This is a genomic window from Umezawaea sp., from assembly GCF_057122925.1.
Window position 1 is genome coordinate 1 of sequence record NZ_DBNGPQ010000044.1, and the last position, 18,147, is coordinate 18,147.

The window sequence follows — 18,147 nt, forward strand, 5'->3', positions numbered from 1 at the left end:
GAAAGGGACACGATGTCTCGCACACCCCGATCTCGACGCCGGGTGGTCGGCGCGCTCGCGACAGCGGGCACGATAGCGCTCACGACCGCGCTGGCGACCTTCTCCGCTGGCACCGCGGGGGCCTCCAGTCACCGCGAGGCCCCGCTCATCGCGGCGGACCCGTCGGTGGACAACACCGACGTGTACGCCTTCGTCAGCCCCGACAAGCCGGACACCGTCACGTTCGTGGCGAACTGGTTCGGTCTGCAGGAACCCAACGGCGGCCCCAACTTCTACCCGTGGGCGGCCGACGCGCACTACGACGTCAACGTCGACAACGACGGCGACGCCGTGCCGGACCTGATCTACCGCCTGACGTTCAAGACCGACGACCGGCGCGGCGCGGACACGTTCCTCTACAACAACGGCGTCGTGTCCTCCCTGGACGACGAGAACCTGTTGTTCCGCCAGACCTACACGCTGGAGCAGATCGACGACGCGGGCGGCCGGAAGGTCCTCGTCAAGGACGGCAAGGTCGCGCCGTCGATCGTCGGACCGGCGTCCATGCCGTACTTCCAGCCGTTGCGCGACCAGGCGATCACCAAGCTCCAGGGCGGCGGCCAGGTCTACGCGGGCCCGGCGGACGACCCGTTCTTCGCCGACCTGCGGGTGTTCGACCTGCTCTACGGCGCGAACCTGTCCGAGGTCGGCCAGGACACGCTCAAGGGCTACAACGTCAACACGATCGCCCTCCAGATCCCGAAGCACGCGCTGGCGCTGAGGGGTGACGCCAAGCGCAACCCGGTCATCGGCCTCTGGGCCGACACCGAGCGCCAGACCCTGCGCCTGTCGCCGGGCGCGGCGAAGGCCGAGGGCCCGTTCGTGCAGGTGTCCCGACTGGGCAACCCGCTCGTCAACGAGGTCGTCTCCTCGGCCGGGATCAAGGACGCGTTCAACGGCCTGGAGCCGGTGAACGACGGCAAGGTGCAGGCGCTGCTGGACCGGGTGAACAAGCCCGAGCTGCCGAAGCTGATCGAGCAGATCTACGGCATCAAGGCCCCCGCGGAACCGCGCGCGGACCTGGCGGAGATCTTCCTGACCGGCATCACCACCAAGGCCAACGGGCCGATCAAGGTCGACCTCAACTCGCAGCTCGACAACGCCGACGTGGACCCGAAGCGGTTCGCGCCGTCGGAGCAGCTGCGGCTCAACATGTCCATCGCGCCGAACCCGCAGCCCAACCGGCTCGGTGTGCTGGGCGGTGACACGCAGGGCTTCCCCAACGGGCGTCGGCTGTTCGACGACGTCGTGGACATCGAGATCCAGGCGCTCGAAGGCGCGGCGGCCAGCGGCAAGCTGGTCAAGGCCCTCGCCGCCGGGGACAAGGTGCACCACAACGACGTGACCTTCGCCCCGAACTTCCCCTACGTCGGGCTACCGCGCAACAAGGCCGTCAACACCCCCTGACCACCGTGAGCCGGACGCGGCCGCCCGCGTCCGGTTCGGAGTGCCCGAGGAAGAGCCATGAAGCGCCAGTACCTGATGTGGTCCGCCGCGGCCGTCGCCGTCGCGGTGCTGGCCGTGTCGTACGCGGCCCGCTCGGACGGCACCCCCGAGGCCGCCCCTGGGGTGAGCCGCGCCAACGCCCTCCAGACCAGGACGGCCGCGCTGCGCGACAAGCTCCACGCCCGACCGGAGGACGCGGGCACGTGGGCCGAGCTGGGCGCCACCTACACCGAGCTGGCCCGTGCCGGGGCCGACCCCTCCTACTACGTGAAGGCCCAGGGCGCGCTGGAGGAGTCGCTGAAGATCAAGCCCGTCGACAACGGCGAGGCGATGCTCGGGCAGGGCGCGCTCGCCAACGCCCGCCACGACTTCGCCGCCGCCAGGGACTGGGGCCTCAGGGCGCGGGAGGTACGGCCGGACTCCGCCGAGGTGCACGGCGTCCTCGTCGACGCCTACACCGAACTCGGCGACGACGCCGCCGCCACCGCCTCGCTCCAGCGGATGCTGGACCTGCGTCCCGGTGTCGCCTCCTTCACCCGCGCCTCCTACCACTTCGAGACCCACGGCCGCATCGACGAGGCCGGGGACGCCCTCGACCGCGCGCTCGCCGCTGCGTCCACACCGGACGAACGCGTGTTCTGCCACTACTACCTCGGCGAGCTGGCGTTCAACCGGGGCGACCTGGACGAGGCCGCCCACCAGTACGACCGGGGTCTCGCGCTCAACCCGCTGGACGTGACCTCCTTGCAGGGCAGGGCCAAGGTCGCGGGCGCCCGCGGGCGGCTCGACGAGGCGCTGGAGGGGTACCGGCAGGTCGTCAGCCGGGTCCCCGCACCCCACTACCTGCTGGAGTACGCCGAACTGCTGGCCGCGGCCGGGCGCGCCCCCGAGGCCGCCGCCCAGCACGCCGTGCTGGCCGAGCAGAAGAAGCTGCTCGCCGCCCAGGGCGCCAACGACGACCTGACCCTGACCACCGTCGCCGCCGACCACGGCGACCCTGCCGAAGCCCTGGCGCTCGCGCAGGCCGAGTGGGGCCGCAGGCAGAGCGTGCTCGCCGCCGACGCGATGGCCTGGGCGCTGCACGTGAACGGCCGCGACGCCGAAGCGCTGGAGTTCTCCGACAGGGCCGCCGCGCTGGGCTGGCGCAACGCCACCTTCTCGTTCCACCGCGGCATGATCCTCGCCGCGCTCGGCCGCGGCCCCGAGGCGCACGCCGCGCTGACCGAGGCCCTGTCGGTGAACCCGCACTTCTCCCCGCTGCACGTCCCGGTCGCGCGCACCACGCTCGCCGCCCTGGAGAGCGCCCGATGAGGCGCGCGGCGGTGCTCGTCGTCCTTTTCGGACTGGCGCTGGTCCTCGGCTCCGGCGTGTCCGCGGCGCACCCGCTGGGCAACTTCAGCGTCAACCACTCCGACGTGCTCCAGCTCCACCCCGACCGGCTCGACGTGCGGTCCGTCGTGGACAGCGCGGAGATCCCGACGCTCCAGGAGCCCCGGCCGGTGGACGCCGCGCGCAAGTGCGCCGACGTCCTGGCCGCGCTCGACGCCCGCGCGGACGGTGAGCGGCTGGCGTTCACCACGACGTCGGCCACCGCCACCCACCCGCCGGGCCAGGCCGACCTGGCGACCACGCGGCTGGTGTGCGAGTTCACCGCGCCGCTGCGGATCGACGGCAGGGTGGCGCTGACGTTCGGCGACACCTACCTCGGCGACCGGATGGGGTGGCGGGAGATCACCGCCACCGGCACCGGCGTGGCGCTGTTCGGCGACGTGCCGACCAGCAGCGGCACCGACGAGCTGCGCGCGTACCCCGAGGACCTGCTGTCCACGCCGATGGACGTCCGCTCGGTCTCCCTGGAGGCCGAACCGGGGGAGGGGACACCCGCCGCGGCGTCGGGCACCACGCCCGTGCGGACCGGCATCGGGTTCATCGACGCCACCACGGCCGCGTTCAACGACCTCATCGGCTCCCGCGACCTGACCCCGGTCGTCGGGCTGCTCGCCGTGCTGCTCGCGCTGGTGCTCGGCGCGTCGCACGCGGCGCTGCCCGGCCACGGCAAGACCCTGATGGCCGCCTACCTGGCCGGGCGGCGGGGCACCAGCCGCGACGCCGTCCTGGTGGGCGCGACCGTGACGTTCACCCACACCGCGGGCGTACTGGTGCTGGGCCTGCTGCTCAGCGCGTCCAGCGCGCTCGCGGGCGACGAGGTGCTCCGCTGGCTCGGCACGGCCAGCGGCCTGCTGGTCGCCGTGATCGGTGGCGTCCTGCTGGCCTCCGCCCTGCGCCGCCGCCGCGCGGGCGCCACCGAGGAGACGGGCCACGGCCACGGGCACGGACATGGCCACGGCCACGGCCACGGGCACGGGCACGGACACTCGGCCGGTCCCCGCTACGGCCGGGCCGGGCTGATCGGCATGGGAGTCGCGGGCGGCCTCGTGCCCAGCCCGTCGGCGCTCATCGTCCTGCTCGGCGCGGTCGCGCTCGGCCGCACCTGGTTCGGCGTCGTCCTCGTCCTGGCCTACGGAGCCGGGATGGCCGCCGTGCTCACCCTCGCAGGCCTCCTGCTGATCAAGGTCCGCGACCGCCTGGAGAACCTCGCGGTCACCGCACGACTCCGCAAGCTGTCCGAGTACACCCCCTTCAGCACCGCCGCACTGGTGCTCGTCGTGGGCCTCGGTCTCACCACCCGCGCACTGATCGGTTAGGAGACGACCACCGTGAAACTGTTCTTGATCGCCACGGCCCTCTTGTTGCTCGCGGGGTGCACCCAGGGCGCCACAGCCGCGGGCGTCAAGTTCGACGACGAGGGGTTGGCGGACGTGACGTGCATGAAGCACCAGCCCGCTCCTCCGAGCCCGAACTACACGAACGAGGACGGTGGCCCCACCGACGAGGTCCTCCCCGTGCTGCGCTACTACACGGCGCACGGCAAGAAGGGCTACTGCGACGGCGCGGGCCCCAGCGAGGCCGACAAGGCGTGGGCCGCGGTGTACGTCGACCTGGGCGCCGACCAGGCCAACGTGGCGAAGCTCCTGGGGTAGCTGCCAGGATCACCCCGTGATCACCATCGACCCGGAGTCCCCCGTCCCACCGTTCGAGCAGGTGAGGGCGGAATTCGCCCGGCGCATCGCGAACCGCGAACTGGCCGTGGGAGCACGCCTGCCCACGGTCCGCGCGCTCGCGGCCGACCTGGGGCTCGCGGTCAACACGATCGCCCGCGCCTACCGCGAACTGGAGGAGGCGGGCCTGATCGAGACGAGGGGCCGCGCGGGCACCGTGGTCAGCGCGGCGGGCGAGCGGAGCCGCGAACGCGCCCTCCGCGCCGCCCGCTCCTACGCCCTGACGGTCCGCGAGGTGGGTCTCACGGCCGAGGAGGCGGGCGAGATCGTCCGCGCGGCGCTCGCCGACCAGTACCACGGGGAGCCCGCGTGACCGTCCGCACCGCGACCGCCGCCGACCTGGAGGCCGTCGTCGCCTCGGCCGCGGCGCTGTTCGCCGAGGACGGCGGCACCCGCGACCCGCACGTGGACACCACGTGGCCCGCGCGCCACGGCCACGAGCACTACGGCGCGGCCATCGCCGACCCGGACGTGCTGTGCCTGGTGGCCGTGGTGGACGACCAGGTCGTCGGTCACCTGGTGGGCCGGTTGAAGGGCCCGAACCCCACCCGACCGACCGTCGTGGGAGCCGAGCTGGAGAGCGTCCGGGTCGCCGAACCCCGGCGCGGCGGGGGCTTGGGCACCGCCCTGAACGGCGCGTTCACCGCGTGGGCCCGCGACCGGGGCGTCACCGAGGTGACCGTCCACGCCTTCGCGTCGAACACGGCCGCGATCAGGTTCTACGAGTCGCACGGCTACGTGCCCGCCTCGCTCCAGCTCCGCCTGCCGATCGGCTGAGCGGGTGCACGTCAGCGCCGCCACCTCCCCCGGCACCCCGTCCGCTCCCAACGAGGACTGGTTCAGCGCGAGCGCGCACCTGGTCGTGGTGCTGGACGGGGCCACCGTGCGCACCGGCACGGGCTGCCGGCACGGCGTCGTCTGGTACGTCCGCGCCCTGGGGGCGGCACTGGTCGCCGAGGCGTCCGACGAGACCCTCCCGCTGCCGGAGGCCCTGGCCGCGGCGATCCGCGGCGTCGCGGCCCGCCACCCGGACTGCGACCTCACCCACCCCGGCACCCCGTCCGCCGCCGTCGGGGTCGTCCGGGTCGAGGGCGACCACCTCGCGCACGCGGTCCTCGGCGACGTGTCCCTCGTGCTCGACACCGGGGCCGGGACCACCGTCGTCTCCGACGACCGGGTGAGCCGCACCGCGTCCGAGGAGCGGGTGCTCGCCGACACCCACCCGATCGGCACCCCGGAGAAGGCCGGGGCGCTGGTGCGGATGAAGCACGCCGAACTCGCGGCCCGCAACCGGCCCGGCGGGTACTGGATCGCGGCGGCGGCCCCGGACGCGGCGCGGCACGCGGTCGTCGGCCGGGTGCCGGGCGTGCGGCGGTTCGCCCTGCTGTCCGACGGCGCGGCCCGCGCGGTCGACCCGTTCGGCGTCCTGCGGTGGCCCGACGTGCTGGACACACAGCCGGACGACCTCGTGCGGCTGGTCCGCGAGGTCGAGGCGGCCGACCCGCTGGGGGAGCGGTTCCCGCGCAACAAGGCGTCCGACGACGCCACGGTGGTCCGCGGTGGGACCGGTCCGGCGGAACCGGCCCCACCGGGCGGTCACACGGCGCGCGCGATGGCGATCGCGCCCTCCAGCCGCGCTCCCGCCTCGTAGAACATGTACTCGACGCCGTTCTCCGTCCCGAACGACGGCGCGGCCGACCGGCCCCGGTCCGGCGCGCCCGTCAGCGGCCGGTGGAACACCCCGAGGTGCACCTTGCGGGTGAAGTCGTTGCCGACCTCGGTCAGGTGCATCGTGCCGAGGTTGGTGTGGAACACGACGTAGGTCGTCCCGTTGCGGTAGGCCAGCGACGGGGCCGCGGCGTCGGTGGCGCCGACCTCGGACGCGCGGATCAGCGGCGTCTGCGAGAACGTCCAGTCGCGACCGTCCGCGGACCAGCCCCAGCCGATGTTCCGCTTGTTCGCGGTGGTGTTGATCATGAACACCATCACGTAGTTCGCGCCGCGTGACGCGATCTTGTGCTCGAACACCCTGGCGTAGGACGTCTCGGTCGTCCCCGACGGCAGCATCGAGGTCGACAGCACGACCTTGTCGTAGGTGAAGGTGATGCCGTCCTTCGACCGCGCCAGCCGCGTCGTGGTGTTCTCGCCGTGGAAGTACAGCCACATCTCCTTGGCGGCGGTGTTCCACAGGACGTGCGCCGACGACACGTGCGAGACCGAGTAGTGCGGCGCCCAGTCCCGCTTCACGATCGGGTTGTTCGGGTACTCGGTGAACGGCCCTTCCAGGGAGTCGCCGTAGGCGAGGCAGATGCCGCCCGGCGCGTCGTGGGGCGCGTAGTACAGGTAGAACCGGCCCCGCGCGTTCGCCACGCGGCCGACCGTGCCGCGGATGGTGGGGAAGATCAGCTCGTTGGTCGGGTTGTACTTCAGCGAGCCCTTGTCGAACGCCGTCCGGACGTACCGGTAGGTCGGGAACCCCGCGGGTCCGGCCGACGCGGTACCCGGCGCCAGCGACGTCACCGCCACTCCGAGGCCGAGGCCCGCTCCGGCCCGGAACAGGGTCCTGCGGTCGATCTCTCCGGTCATCGTGGTTCTCCCTCTCGCCGTTGGGGGGTTGGCCGAGTGTCGAGGCCCGCCGCGCGGGACGTCAAGGTGCTAATACGTATTAGTGCTGCGGAAACGCGCATTCGTCCGCACTCTTGACATGTGCCGGGAAGACCACCACTCTCCTCGCTAATCCGCATTGGCACCGGGAGGACCCATGAAGCGCCGCGCACCTCGGCAGGCGGACATCGCCGCGTCGGCGGGTGTCTCGCAAGCCACCGTCTCCGTCGTCCTGGGCGGCAACCAGGGCGGCGTGCGCCTGTCCGAGGACACCCGGCTGCGCGTCCTCGCCGCCGCCGAGCAGCTCGGCTACGTGCCCGACCCCGTCGCCACGCGGCTCGCGTCCAAGCGCAACCACATGCTCGGGCTCTACACGTTCAAGGCGACCTTCCCGACCGACGTCGCCGACTCCTACTACCCGATCCTGGTCGGTGTCGAGGAGCAGGCGGCGGCGCTGGGCCAGGACCTGATCCTGTTCACCGGCGCCGACGGCCGCGGCGAGCGCACGCACGACGAGTCGGCGATCCGGCGCACCCGCATCGCCGACGGCTGCCTGTTCTTCGGCAGGCACGTGCCCGTCGACTCGATCGAGAAGCTGGTCGAGAGCGGGTTCCCGCTGGTCTACATAGGACGCCGCGACGAGCTGGACGGCCGGATCCCCTTCGTGGGCGCGGACTACGTGGCCGCCTCCGCCGCCGTCGTCCGGCAGCTGGTCGACCACGGCCACCGGGTGATCCGGTACGTCCGCGAGGACGACGACGCCCCCTCGTCCACCGACCGCGAACGCGGCGTCGTCGAGGCGGCGGCCGGCGCGGGGATCGACTGCGAGGTGGTCCGCACCGCCGTGGACCGCGCCGCCGTCGAGCGGTGGCGGCGGGACGGCGTCACCGCGGTCGTGGTCGAGGAGACCGACACCGACGCCGCCTACCGCGCCGTGCGCGCCGCCGTCGACGGCACCGACCTGTCCTACGCCGTGCTCGGCCGACCACCGGAGGGCGGCGACGAGGTCACCGGCTTCGAGGTGCCGCGCCGCGAGATGGGCCGCCGCGCCGTCGAACTGCTGGTGGAGCTGATCACCGGCGACCCGGAGGACCCGCACCAGCTCCTGCCCTGCGTACCCGTGCCCGGAACCACCGTGAAGGACGTCCCATGACCGAACTGGACACCGAGATCCTCGTCGTCGGAGGAGGGCTCGGCGGGGTCGCCGCCGCGCTCGCCGCCGCGAGCGCCGGGCACCGCGTGGTGCTCACCGAGGAGACCGACTGGATCGGCGGCCAGCTCACCGCGCAGGGCGTGCCGCCGGACGAGAACCCGTGGATCGAGCGGTTCGGCGCCACGGCGTCCTACCGGCGGGTCCGCGAGGGCATCCGCGACTACTACCGCAGGCACTACCCGTTGCGCGCCGAGGCGATGCGGATGGCCGAGCTGAACCCCGGCGCGGGCCGCGTCTCCAAGCTCTGCCACGAGCCGCGCGTGGCGCTGGCCGTGCTGGAGGCCGCGCTGGCGCCGCACCGCTCCGCCGGGCGGATCACCGTGCTCCTGCGGCACCGGCCGACCGGCGTGCACACCACCGGTGACGCGGTCGACGCCGTGGACCTCCTCGACGACGACGGCAACGCGACCACGGTGCGCGCCGACTACGTGCTGGACGCCACCGAGAACGGCGACCTGCTGCCGATGGCGGGCGTCGAGCACGTGGTGGGCGCGGAGTCGCGGGCCGAGCACGACGAGCCGCACGCCCCCGACACCGCCGACCCGCTCAACCTCCAGGGCATCACCTACTGCTTCGCCCTGTCGCACCACGCGGGCGAGGACCACACGATCGACAAGCCCCGGACGTACGACTTCTGGCGCGCCTACCAGCCCGAGTTCTGGCCCGGCCCGCTGCTCGGCTTCACCGCCCCCGACCCGCGCACGCTCGAACCGGTCGCCAGGACGTTCGAGCCGAACCCGGACACCGACCCGCTGGCCATCACCGCCGACCAGAGCGCCGACGCCGGCGACAAGGAGCTGTGGGCGTTCCGCCGCATCCTCGCGCGCGGCGTCCACCAGCCCGGCGCGTTCGACTCCGACATCACCCTCGTGAACTGGCCGCTCAACGACTACTGGCTGTCCCCGGCGCTGGAGATCGACGGCCACGTGGACGCCGCGGCCGTGGCGAAGGCCCACGACGAGGCCAAGCAGCTCTCCCTGTCGGTCCTGCACTGGCTCCAGACCGAGGCCCCGCGCGTCGACGGCGGCACCGGCTTCCCCGGCCTGCGCCTGCGCCACGACGTGATGGGCACGCGCGACGGCCTGGCGAAGTCGGCGTACGTCCGCGAGTCCCGCCGCATCAGGGCGGTCACCACGATCACCGAGCACGACGTGTCCCTCGACCTGCTCGGGCCCGGCGAGCGCACCCGGTACGCCGACTCCGTCGGCATCGGCAGCTACCGCATCGACCTGCACCCCTCCACCTCCGGTGACGGCTACGTCGACATCGCCAGCGTCCCCTTCGAGATCCCGCTCGGCGCGCTCCTGCCGCAACGGGTCGACAACCTGCTCCCCGCGGGCAAGAACATCGGCACCACGCACATCACCAACGGCTGCTACCGCCTCCACCCGGTCGAGTGGAACGTCGGCGAGGTCGCGGGCCACCTCGCGGGCTTCGCCCTGCGCCGCGGCAAGTCCCCGCGGCAGATCCGCACCGACACCAAGCTGCACGACGAGTTCGCCCAGCTCCTGGACCAGGCGGGCGTCGAACGCCACTGGCCCGACGTGCGCGGCTACTGACCCCCTCGACCTTCCCCCGGAGGTGTTTGCAATGACGCCACACCCCGTTCGCATCGGCATCGACGTCGGTGGCACGTTCACCGACGCCGTGGCCGTCGACGCGACGACGTTCGCCCTGCTCGGCCAGGTCAAGGTCCCCACCAGCCACGACCACCCCGACGGGGTCGCGCACGGCATCCTGGCCGCGCTGCGCGAACTCCAGGAGCAGACCGGGATCGACCCGTCGTCGGTGTCGTTCCTGGCGCACGGCACCACCCAGGCCACCAACGCGCTGCTGGAGGGCGACGTCGCCACCGTCGGCGTGGTCGGCGTCGGCCGCGGCTTCGAGTCGTGGGCCACCGGCAGGCTGAAATCCCTGGCGAAGCTCCAGCTCACACCCGGCAAGGGCCTGCCGATCCGGTACGCCGGGGTGCGCGACGCCGAGGACCCGGTCGAGGTCAAGGCGGCCGTGGCGAAGGTCGTGGACGAGGGCGCGGACGTCGTCGTGGCGGTGCAGCCGTTCAGCGTCGACGACCCGCTGGGCGAGCGGGCGGTCGTCGCCCAGGCCCGTGCGCAGGGGCTGCTCGCGACGGCGACGCACGAGATCACCGGCCTGTACGGGCTGGCGAAGCGGGCCCGCACGGCGGTGCTCAACGCCGGGATCATGCCGCGCATGGTCGAGACCGCCGACCTGGTCGAGCGCAGCGTCGAGGCGGCGGGCATCACCGCGCCGCTGATGGTGATGCGCGGCGACGGCGGCGTGATGTCGCTGCCGGAGATGCGGAGGCGACCGCTGCTCACGGCGCTGAGCGGTCCGGCGGCGGGCGTGGCGGGGGCGCTGATGGGGGAGCGGCTGAGCGAGGGCGTGTTCCTGGAGACCGGGGGCACGTCCACCGACATCAGCGTGGTGCGCCGCGGCCGGGTGCAGGTCCGGCACGCCCGCCTCGGCGGACGCGAGACGTACCTGCCCGCGCTGGACGTCCGCACGGTCGGCGTCGGAGGCGGGTCCCTGGTCCGGCTCGACGGCACGACCGTCCGGGCGGTCGGCCCCCGCAGCGCCCACATCGCGGGCCTCGCCTACGCCTGCTTCGCCCCCGCGAAGGCCCTGGCGGACGCGACGCTCGTGACCATCGCGCCGAAGCCGGGCGACCCGGCGGACTACGTGGCGCTGGAGACCCCCGACGGCACGCGGTACGCGCTCACCCCGACCTGCGCGGCCAACGCGCTCGGCGTCGTGCCGCCGGACAGCTACGCGCACTGCGACCCCGAAGCGGCGCGGCGGGCCGTCGCACCGCTGGCCGCGGCCCTCGGACTGTCCACCGAGGACGCGGCGACGGCCGTGCTGCGCCAGGCGGTCAAGCCCGTGAAGGCCGTCGTGGACGACCTCGTCGACGCCTACGGGCTCGACCGCGAGACCCTGAGCCTCGTCGGCGGGGGAGGAGGGGCCGCCTCGGTCACCCCGTTCCTCGGCGTCGAGTCCGGACTGGACTGGCGGATCGCCGCGCACAGCGAGGTCATCAGCCCGCTCGGCGCCGCCCTCGCCCTGGTCCGGGAGTCGGTCGAGAAGATCGTGCCCAACCCGTCGCACACCGACGTCCTGGCCGTGCGCGCCCAGGCCGAGCAGGCGGTCATCGCGCAGGGCGCCGACCCGGCGGGGGTGGAGGTCGACGTGACGGTCGACCCGCAGCGCAACCTGATCCTCGCCGTCGCCACCGGCGCGACGGAGCTGCGGACCAAGGACCGCGCGGCCGTGGTGGACGACGACGAGGTGCTGGCCGACGTCGCCCGCACGCTGGGCGTGCCCGGCAGCGAGGTCAGCGAACTCGCCCGCACCGGCCACCACCGGGCGCTGGGCGCGCGCAGCAGGCCGAAGGGGTTCCTCGGCCGGTTCCGGCCGGTCGCCCAGCACGTGCGGGTGGTCGACGTCGACGGCGTGGTCCGGCTGCACAGCGCGAACGCGCACGTGGAGCGCACGAGCGTCGGCGAGGCGTCCGGGACGCTCACCAGGCTCGTCGACGAGCACACCCGCGTCGGCGACGGCGGCAGCCGCGCGCCCGCCGTGTGGCTGCTGGTCGGCCCGAAGATCGCCGACCTGTCCGGGGTGCTCGACCGCGACCAGCTCGTGGCCCTGATCGGCGCGGAGCTCAAGTCCCGCACACCGGACGAGCCGCTGGTCGCGATCCTGGAGGACCGCGGATGAGCACCGACGAGGACCTGGCCGTGGCGCTGCTGAGGGCCACGCCCACCCACGAGAACCGGACCGAGGAGCAGCTCCGCTCCTGGGCGGTGGCCGCGCTCGCGTTCGGCGACGAACTGCCCCTGGAGGACCCGGACGTGACCGTGGTCGAGGAGGCGAACGGCGTGGCGGAGGACGTCGTGACCCTCGCCGAGTACCACGCCCGCACGCGCACCGTGACCGTCCACACCGACAGCCTCGCGCTGCTCGCCGACGTCGCCGCCCGCAAGGGCTGGACCGACGTCACGCCCGCCGCGCTGCGCGCCGCCGCCGTCGCGCACGAGGTCGTGCACCACCGCCTGCACGGCGGACTGGCGCGCGAACTGCGCCACCGCCTGGACCACGTCGTCTGCCGCGTCGGCCCGCTCCGGGTCCGCGGCCACGTCGTGGGCGCCGACGAGGTCGTCGCCCACCGCTACGCCCACCGCGCCAGCGGCCTGCGGCGCAGCCCCCTCCAGCTCTCCGCCGCACTAGCCGAACTCGGAGGTTGACCCGTGGGATACGCAATCCTGGCCGTGATGGCCGTCGGGGTCGTCCTGATGCTCACCCGCGTGCTGCCCACCGCGTTCGCGCTCGGCCTGATGGCGGTCGTCATCGCGCTGCTGGCGGGGGCCACCGTGCTGGGCGACAAGAACAGCGTCGGCACGACCGTCCTGCAAACCGGGTCGACGCTGCTGGCCGCGACGATGATCGCGGTGCTGCTCGGCTCGTGGCTGGGCACGCTCATGGAGGACACCGGCATCGCGTCCACGCTCGTCCGCAAGATCGTGGAGTTCGGCGGGGAGCGGCCTGCCGTGGTCGCGCTCGGCGTCTACTCCGTGGCGGTCCTGTGCGGCAGCATCACCGGCTCGGCGCCCGCCGCCATGCTCGCGGGCGTCGTCGGCATCCCCGCCATGATCGCCGTCGGCGTCCGGCCCGTGGTGGCCGGTGGCACGGTGCTCATGGGCATCGCCACCGGCCTCCCGCTGGACCTGATCGGCTGGCAGTTCCTGTCCGACGCGATCAAGATCCCGATCGAGCAGGTGCGGTCGTTCCAGCTCACGCTGTTCCCGATCGTGCTCGTCGGCAGCCTGCTCTACATCCTGGTCGAGACCCGCCGCCACGGGGCCAGGCACGCCTGGGCGGTCCGGCTCGACGCCAAGCCGCCCTCGGCCAGGGTCCGGCGCGGCGACGCCCCCTGGTACGCGCTGGCCGCCCCGCTCGTGCCGATCGTGCTGGCCCTCGGCCTGCACGTGCCGATCGTGCCGTCACTGCTCGCGGGAGTCGTGTACGCGCTGGTCACCACGACCCGGCCCGGCAAGCTCGGCGAACGCGCGCTGCGCTCGCTCTACCGGGCGTTCGACGTCGCCGCGCCGCCGATCGTGCTGTTCGTCGCCATCGGCGTGCTGCTCTCGGCGGTGCGGCTGCCCGGAGCGGTCAGCGCCCTGACGCCGATCGTGTCGGCGCTGAGCCCGTCCGGGACCGTGCTGTTCGTGCTGGTGTTCGCCGCGCTGGTGCCGCTGTGCCTGTACCGGGGCCCGTTCAACGTCTACGGCCTCGGCGCGGGCGTCGCGGGTGTCCTGGTGTCTGGCGGCATCTACCCGTCCACGGCGGTGCTCGGCCTGATGGCCTCCTACGGCCAGGTGCTCGGCGTCTCGGACCCGACGAGCACCCAGACCGTGTGGAGCGCGCAGTACGCGGGTGTGCGGCCGGAGAGGGTGATGGCCTCGACCCTGCCGTACACGTGGCTCATCGCGATCGGCGGACTGGTGCTGACCGCGGCGCTCCACCTGACCTAGCGGCTCAGTAGGCGGCCTTCGGCATCATGAACCACAGGACGAGGTAGACCACGAACTGCGGACCGGGGAGCAGGCAGGACAGGACGAAGATCAGCCGCACGGTGTTCGGCTTCACGCCGAACCGATCGGCGAGACCGGCGCACACACCGGCGATGACCTTCTTGTGCTGGGGCCTCGTCAACGTTGATGTCATGACTCAACAGTGCCCGCGCCGCGGAGCGCGTGCATCGGTGAGAACCCTGATTTCCCACTCCGGGGTCCCACCCCGCGAGGGGTCGCGGCCCGGCCTCACCGGGCCGTGACCCCGGGCTCGTACGCTCACCCGGTGGTCGCAACTCCCGTGGCGTCGGACACGCCCGCCGCCGAAACCCCGCCCAGCCGCCCTCGCCGCGACGTCCGCGGTCTCCTGCTCCGGATGCTCCTGTCCTCGGGCGGGGGCGTGCTGGTCTACCTGAGCTTCCCCCCGCGCACCGTCTGGTGGCTCGCCCCGCTCGGCTTCGCCCTGCTCGGCTGGGTCCTGCACGGCCGTCGCGCGCGGGCGGGCCTCGGCCACGGCGTGCTGTTCGGCCTGGGGTTCCTGGTCCCGCTGCTGGCCTGGACCGGCGAGTTCGTCGGACCGGTCGCGTGGCTGCCCCTGAGCCTCGCCTGCGCGGCCCTGATCGGCGTGGGCACCGCGGCCATCGCGGTGGTCTCGAAGCTGCCGCTCGCACCGCTGTGGGCCGCGCTGCTGTGGGTGGCCGACGAACTGCTGCGGGGTGTGTTCCCGTTCGGCGGCTTCCCGTGGGGCAAGATCGCCTTCGGCCAGCCGGAGGGCTGGTACCTGCCGCTGGCCGCCGTCGGCGGCGCCCCGCTGGTCGGGTTCGCCGTCGCCCTGACCGGCTTCGGGCTCGCCGCGGTCGTGCGGAACCTCCGCGCCCGGCCGCTCGTCCCCGCCCTGCTGGTCGTCGTCCCGCTCGCGGCGGGACCGGCCGCCACCGGCCTGGTCGGCACGGACGCGAGCGAGGGCACGGCCGTCGTGGCCGCCATCCAGGGCAACGTGCCCAGGGCGGGCCTCGACTTCAACTCCCAGCGCCGCGCCGTGCTCGACAACCACGTCAACCGGACCCTGGAGCTCGCCGAGGACGTCCGCGAGGGCAGGCAGCCCCAGCCCGACCTGGTCATCTGGCCGGAGAACTCCTCCGACATCGACCCGTTCCGCAACGCCGACGCCGCCCTGCGCATCCAGCTGGCCGCCCGGACGATCAACGCCCCCATCGCGGTCGGCGCGGTCGTGATCGGCGACGACAACCTGCCGCGCAACACCGTCGTCCTGTGGGACCCGGAGCGCGGCCCGATCGACACCTACACCAAGCGCAAGCTCCAGCCGTTCGGCGAGACGATGCCCTACCGGTCGTTCTTCCGGATCTTCAGCAAGCTGGTCGACCGGGCGAACAACTTCCAACCGGGCACCGACCCGGACGGGTTCGTGATGGGACCGGCGAAGGTGTCGCTGGACACGTGCTACGAGGTCGCGTTCGACGAGATCGTCCGGGAGAACGTCCGGACCGGCGCGAACCTGATCGCCATCCCCACGAACAACGCCACCTTCGGGTACACCGAGATGACCTACCAGCAGCTTTCCATGTCCCGCGTCCGGGCCGTCGAGCACGGCCGGGCGGTCGTCGTGGCCGCCACCAGCGGGGTCAGCGCCATGGTCTCGCCCGACGGGTCCGTCACCCGGAAGACCGGTCTGTTCACCCCCGCGGCACTGGTCGAGAGGTTGCCGCTGCGCGGGCAGACTACGCTGGCCACTCGGCTTGGTGCTTGGCCCGAGTGGGTGATGTCCGCACTGGGGCTCCTGGCCGTGGCGTTCAGCTTGACCCACACACGACGAGTAGCGCGTCCGGAGCCCGAGGTGGGCCCCGGCGAGGAGGACACGGATGGCGGACCAGCAGGCGCAGCCTGACCGCGAGCTCGGGCCGGTGCTGGTGGTGATCCCGACCTACAACGAGCGGGACAACATCGGGACGATCGTCAAGCGGCTGCACGCAGCCCTGCCCGAGGTGCACGCCCTCGTGGTCGACGACGGCAGCCCCGACGGAACAGGGCAGGTCGCGGACGAGATGGCGGCGGCGGACGAGCGCGTCCACGTGCTGCACCGCACGGAGAAGGCCGGGCTCGGCGCGGCGTACGTCGCGGGCTTCGGCTGGGGCCTGGAGCGCGGCTACGCGTTCCTCGTCGAGATGGACGCGGACGGCTCCCACGCGCCCGAGGACCTGCCCAGGATGCTCGACGCGGCGGCGGGGGCGGACCTGGTGATCGGGTCGCGCTACGTGACCGGCGGCAGCGTCGTGAACTGGCCGAAGTCGCGGGAGGTGTTCTCGCGGGGCGCCAACCTGTACTCGCGGATCGCCCTCGGCGCGCCGATCAAGGACATCACGGCCGGGTTCCGCGTGTACCGCGCGGAGGTGCTGCGCAAGCTCAAGCTGCACAACGTGGCGTCCTCGGGCTACTGCTTCCAGATCGACCTGTCGTGGCGCACCCACGAGCTGGGCTTCCGGATCGTCGAGGTCCCGATCACCTTCACCGACCGGATCATCGGCGAGTCGAAGATGAGCGGCAACGTCGTCCGCGAGGCCCTGATCAGGGTCACCAAGTGGGGGCTGCGTCGCCGCGGCACCCAGCTCAAGAACGTCTTCGCCCCGAAGGCCAAGACGCCCAGCGGCAGCTAGGCCGCGCGGGAACCCCGCCGGGTCCTCTCCGGTCCCGGCGGGCGTCACGGACGTTCCAGAACGCCGACGAGGGGCCGCCCACCGGATCTCCGGTGGGCGGCCCCTCGTGGCTCTGCGCGCCTGGGTCAGGCGGTGCGGGTACGCCGTCCGCGCAGCTCTTCGAGGCGCTCGTCGAGCAGCTCCTCCAGCTCGGGGATGGTCCGACGCTCCAGGAGCATGTCCCAGTGCGTGCGCGGGGGCTTGATCTTCTTGGCTTCCGGCTCGACTCCGTCGATGATCTTCGACTCGGTGCCGTGGAGGCGGCATTCCCAGGTCGGAGGCAGTTCGGCGTCGTCGGAGAAGGGGACCTCGAAGTCATGCCCCTTGGGGCAGGCGAACCGCGCGACACGGCGCGGGGCTAGGTCGTGGTTGCGGTCCGTCTCGTAGCTGACTGCTCCGAGCCGGCTGCCACGTAGAACGCGGTCGGCCATGGCGCTGTCCTTTCGCTCGGCCTCAGGGCCGGGGCCCAGGCTTCTTGCTCACCGAGTGCAACGTACGGATTGGTCCGTTCGTTCCCCGGTATACGGTCATGGTCGCCCACAGTGACGTCTTTCACCCGTCAACGAAGGCTTCCTACTAAGGGATGCAATCGCGCCAGGATCGTGACGCGTTATCAAGCTACCGTGTGAGTTCGTCACACGAATGGAGCAGTACCCCTCGTCAGCGTGCGCCTACGCCAGCCTAAGCTGACCACTTTGGGCTACATCCGGTCCCAGGTCGCCTAGCCGAAAGTGGCGCCTGCACAGCACTTGGTAGCGCACGGTAGTTTCAGTGTGTTCTGGGACACTGCCACGCTCCGTGTCAGGCCGCATCTGCTCCGTGTCCGCCACCATGACGGTGTCCCCGGCCCGAATCACCCGTCCGGCCCGCACCCGAGCGTTGAAACGCCCTGGTAGACCGCACCAGCACAGAACTTCGACCTGGATCGCGTGCAGATCGTCGGCCAGTTCGAAGAGCCGTCGGGAGCCGGGGAACATCTCGCCGCGGAAATCCGTGGCGAGTCCGAAGCAGTAGATGTCGACCTGGACGTCGTCCGCCAACTCCGCCAGCTGTTCCACCTGAACGGGTGATAGGAACTGGGCCTCGTCGACGATCAGGTAGTCCACCCGCTGCCCGAGCGCCCACTGCGCGCGCACCAGCAGCCTCAGGTCGCCGTCGGAGACCTCGACGGCCTCGTGGGCGATCCCGATGCGGCTGGAGATCTGGGGCTTGCCCGAGCGGTCGTGGCGCACGAGCAGCAACCCCCGACGACCCTGCCGGGAGTTGTTGTGGTCGATCTGCAACGCCAGCGTCGACTTCCCGCAGTCCATCGGCCCGAAGTAGAACTTCAGGTGACCGACCACGGGCGCGGACCGGCGTGAGCCTGCCACGGGGACCGCGGACAGGGCATCGGTGGGGTCCTGGGATGACGGGGGCGCTTCCAC

18 protein-coding genes are annotated in these 18,147 nt (G+C 72.6%); 14 read left to right on the forward strand and 4 right to left on the reverse strand.

Translation table 11 applies throughout. From position 1 onward, the window contains the following. Window positions 1–12: 12 nt before the first annotated feature. From AC156L_RS08270 to AC156L_RS08300, 7 genes are read left to right on the forward strand one after another with little or no spacing between them, the layout of a single operon-like run. Complete coding sequence (locus AC156L_RS08270; protein WP_484406726.1) at window positions 13–1,446, forward strand: DUF4331 domain-containing protein; 1,434 nt, start codon at window positions 13–15, stop codon at window positions 1,444–1,446. 57 nt (window positions 1,447–1,503) lie between these two features. After that, the gene (locus tag AC156L_RS08275; protein WP_330879480.1) at window positions 1,504–2,796 is read left to right on the forward strand and encodes a tetratricopeptide repeat protein; all 1,293 of its coding nucleotides are present in this window, start codon (window positions 1,504–1,506) and stop codon (window positions 2,794–2,796) included. Then, complete coding sequence (locus AC156L_RS08280; protein WP_330879479.1) at window positions 2,793–4,190, forward strand: nickel/cobalt transporter; 1,398 nt, start codon at window positions 2,793–2,795, stop codon at window positions 4,188–4,190. The genes AC156L_RS08275 and AC156L_RS08280 overlap by 4 nt, the downstream gene beginning before the upstream one ends. Before the next feature lie 12 nt (window positions 4,191–4,202). Continuing rightward, window positions 4,203–4,526, forward strand: coding sequence for a hypothetical protein (locus tag AC156L_RS08285; protein WP_330879478.1), 324 nt, complete (start codon window positions 4,203–4,205; stop codon window positions 4,524–4,526). Window positions 4,527–4,542: 16 nt separating this feature from the next. After that, window positions 4,543–4,917: a GntR family transcriptional regulator gene (locus AC156L_RS08290; protein ID WP_330879477.1), complete on the forward strand. Its 375-nt coding sequence runs from the start codon at window positions 4,543–4,545 to the stop codon at window positions 4,915–4,917. Continuing rightward, a complete protein-coding gene (locus AC156L_RS08295; RefSeq protein ID WP_330879476.1) occupies window positions 4,914–5,381 on the forward strand; it encodes a GNAT family N-acetyltransferase in 468 nt (155 codons plus the stop codon). Before AC156L_RS08290 ends, AC156L_RS08295 begins: the two co-directional genes overlap by 4 nt. A 4-nt stretch (window positions 5,382–5,385) precedes the next feature. After that, window positions 5,386–6,255 carry a protein phosphatase 2C domain-containing protein gene (locus AC156L_RS08300; RefSeq protein ID WP_330879475.1) on the forward strand — a complete coding sequence of 290 codons (870 nt, stop codon included), beginning with the start codon at window positions 5,386–5,388 and terminating at the stop codon, window positions 6,253–6,255. Here the strand turns inward: AC156L_RS08300 and AC156L_RS08305 are convergent. Next, window positions 6,201–7,190, reverse strand: a complete 990-nt coding sequence (locus tag AC156L_RS08305; RefSeq protein WP_330879474.1) for a glycoside hydrolase family protein — start codon at window positions 7,188–7,190, stop codon at window positions 6,201–6,203. The genes AC156L_RS08300 and AC156L_RS08305 overlap by 55 nt on opposite strands. A gap of 175 nt (window positions 7,191–7,365) precedes the next feature. Between AC156L_RS08305 and AC156L_RS08310 the strand changes: the two genes are divergently transcribed. From AC156L_RS08310 to AC156L_RS08330, 5 genes are read left to right on the forward strand one after another with little or no spacing between them, the layout of a single operon-like run. Further along, the gene (locus AC156L_RS08310) at window positions 7,366–8,361 is read left to right on the forward strand and encodes a LacI family DNA-binding transcriptional regulator (protein WP_330879473.1); all 996 of its coding nucleotides are present in this window, start codon (window positions 7,366–7,368) and stop codon (window positions 8,359–8,361) included. After that, window positions 8,358–9,980: an FAD-dependent oxidoreductase gene (locus AC156L_RS08315; protein ID WP_330879472.1), complete on the forward strand. Its 1,623-nt coding sequence runs from the start codon at window positions 8,358–8,360 to the stop codon at window positions 9,978–9,980. Before AC156L_RS08310 ends, AC156L_RS08315 begins: the two co-directional genes overlap by 4 nt. A 31-nt stretch (window positions 9,981–10,011) precedes the next feature. Then, window positions 10,012–12,159, forward strand: a complete 2,148-nt coding sequence (locus AC156L_RS08320) for a hydantoinase/oxoprolinase family protein (RefSeq protein WP_330879471.1) — start codon at window positions 10,012–10,014, stop codon at window positions 12,157–12,159. Further along, a complete protein-coding gene (locus AC156L_RS08325; RefSeq protein ID WP_330879470.1) occupies window positions 12,156–12,686 on the forward strand; it encodes a hypothetical protein in 531 nt (176 codons plus the stop codon). Before AC156L_RS08320 ends, AC156L_RS08325 begins: the two co-directional genes overlap by 4 nt. A 3-nt stretch (window positions 12,687–12,689) precedes the next feature. Further along, the gene (locus AC156L_RS08330; RefSeq protein ID WP_330879469.1) at window positions 12,690–13,973 is read left to right on the forward strand and encodes a transporter; all 1,284 of its coding nucleotides are present in this window, start codon (window positions 12,690–12,692) and stop codon (window positions 13,971–13,973) included. 4 nt (window positions 13,974–13,977) lie between these two features. Here the strand turns inward: AC156L_RS08330 and AC156L_RS08335 are convergent, their stop codons facing one another. Continuing rightward, a complete protein-coding gene (locus AC156L_RS08335; RefSeq protein WP_330879468.1) occupies window positions 13,978–14,166 on the reverse strand; it encodes a PspC domain-containing protein in 189 nt (62 codons plus the stop codon). Window positions 14,167–14,298: 132 nt separating this feature from the next. On the opposite strand from AC156L_RS08335, the gene lnt reads away from it, so the two are divergent. Together lnt and AC156L_RS08345 are read left to right on the forward strand one after the other, a co-directional pair. Next, window positions 14,299–15,918 carry an apolipoprotein N-acyltransferase gene (gene lnt / locus AC156L_RS08340; RefSeq protein WP_330879467.1) on the forward strand — a complete coding sequence of 540 codons (1,620 nt, stop codon included), beginning with the start codon at window positions 14,299–14,301 and terminating at the stop codon, window positions 15,916–15,918. Next, window positions 15,893–16,684, forward strand: coding sequence for a polyprenol monophosphomannose synthase (locus AC156L_RS08345; protein WP_330879466.1), 792 nt, complete (start codon window positions 15,893–15,895; stop codon window positions 16,682–16,684). The genes lnt and AC156L_RS08345 overlap by 26 nt, the downstream gene beginning before the upstream one ends. A gap of 125 nt (window positions 16,685–16,809) precedes the next feature. On the opposite strand, the gene AC156L_RS08350 is transcribed toward AC156L_RS08345, so the two are convergent. Both AC156L_RS08350 and AC156L_RS08355 read right to left on the reverse strand, forming a co-directional pair. Next, the gene (locus AC156L_RS08350) at window positions 16,810–17,154 is read right to left on the reverse strand and encodes an RNA polymerase-binding protein RbpA (protein ID WP_106194336.1); all 345 of its coding nucleotides are present in this window, start codon (window positions 17,152–17,154) and stop codon (window positions 16,810–16,812) included. 240 nt (window positions 17,155–17,394) lie between these two features. Then, entirely contained in the window at window positions 17,395–18,147 is a 753-nt protein-coding gene (locus tag AC156L_RS08355) for a thymidine kinase (protein WP_330879465.1), read from the reverse strand.

Bases quoted from the DNA above. Each gene is read 5' to 3' on its own strand.
- AC156L_RS08315 (WP_330879472.1), top strand. From the start codon at position 8,358: ATGACCGAACTGGACACCGAGATCCTCGTCGTCGGAGGAGGGCTCGGC.
- AC156L_RS08270 (WP_484406726.1), top strand. From the start codon at position 13: ATGTCTCGCACACCCCGATCTCGACGCCGGGTGGTCGGCGCGCTCGCG.
- AC156L_RS08335 (WP_330879468.1), bottom strand. From the start codon at position 14,166: ATGACATCAACGTTGACGAGGCCCCAGCACAAGAAGGTCATCGCCGGT.
- AC156L_RS08320 (WP_330879471.1), top strand. From the start codon at position 10,012: ATGACGCCACACCCCGTTCGCATCGGCATCGACGTCGGTGGCACGTTC.
- AC156L_RS08345 (WP_330879466.1), top strand. From the start codon at position 15,893: ATGGCGGACCAGCAGGCGCAGCCTGACCGCGAGCTCGGGCCGGTGCTG.
- AC156L_RS08305 (WP_330879474.1), bottom strand. From the start codon at position 7,190: ATGACCGGAGAGATCGACCGCAGGACCCTGTTCCGGGCCGGAGCGGGC.
- AC156L_RS08275 (WP_330879480.1), top strand. From the start codon at position 1,504: ATGAAGCGCCAGTACCTGATGTGGTCCGCCGCGGCCGTCGCCGTCGCG.
- AC156L_RS08350 (WP_106194336.1), bottom strand. From the start codon at position 17,154: ATGGCCGACCGCGTTCTACGTGGCAGCCGGCTCGGAGCAGTCAGCTAC.
- AC156L_RS08280 (WP_330879479.1), top strand. From the start codon at position 2,793: ATGAGGCGCGCGGCGGTGCTCGTCGTCCTTTTCGGACTGGCGCTGGTC.
- AC156L_RS08325 (WP_330879470.1), top strand. From the start codon at position 12,156: ATGAGCACCGACGAGGACCTGGCCGTGGCGCTGCTGAGGGCCACGCCC.
- AC156L_RS08310 (WP_330879473.1), top strand. From the start codon at position 7,366: ATGAAGCGCCGCGCACCTCGGCAGGCGGACATCGCCGCGTCGGCGGGT.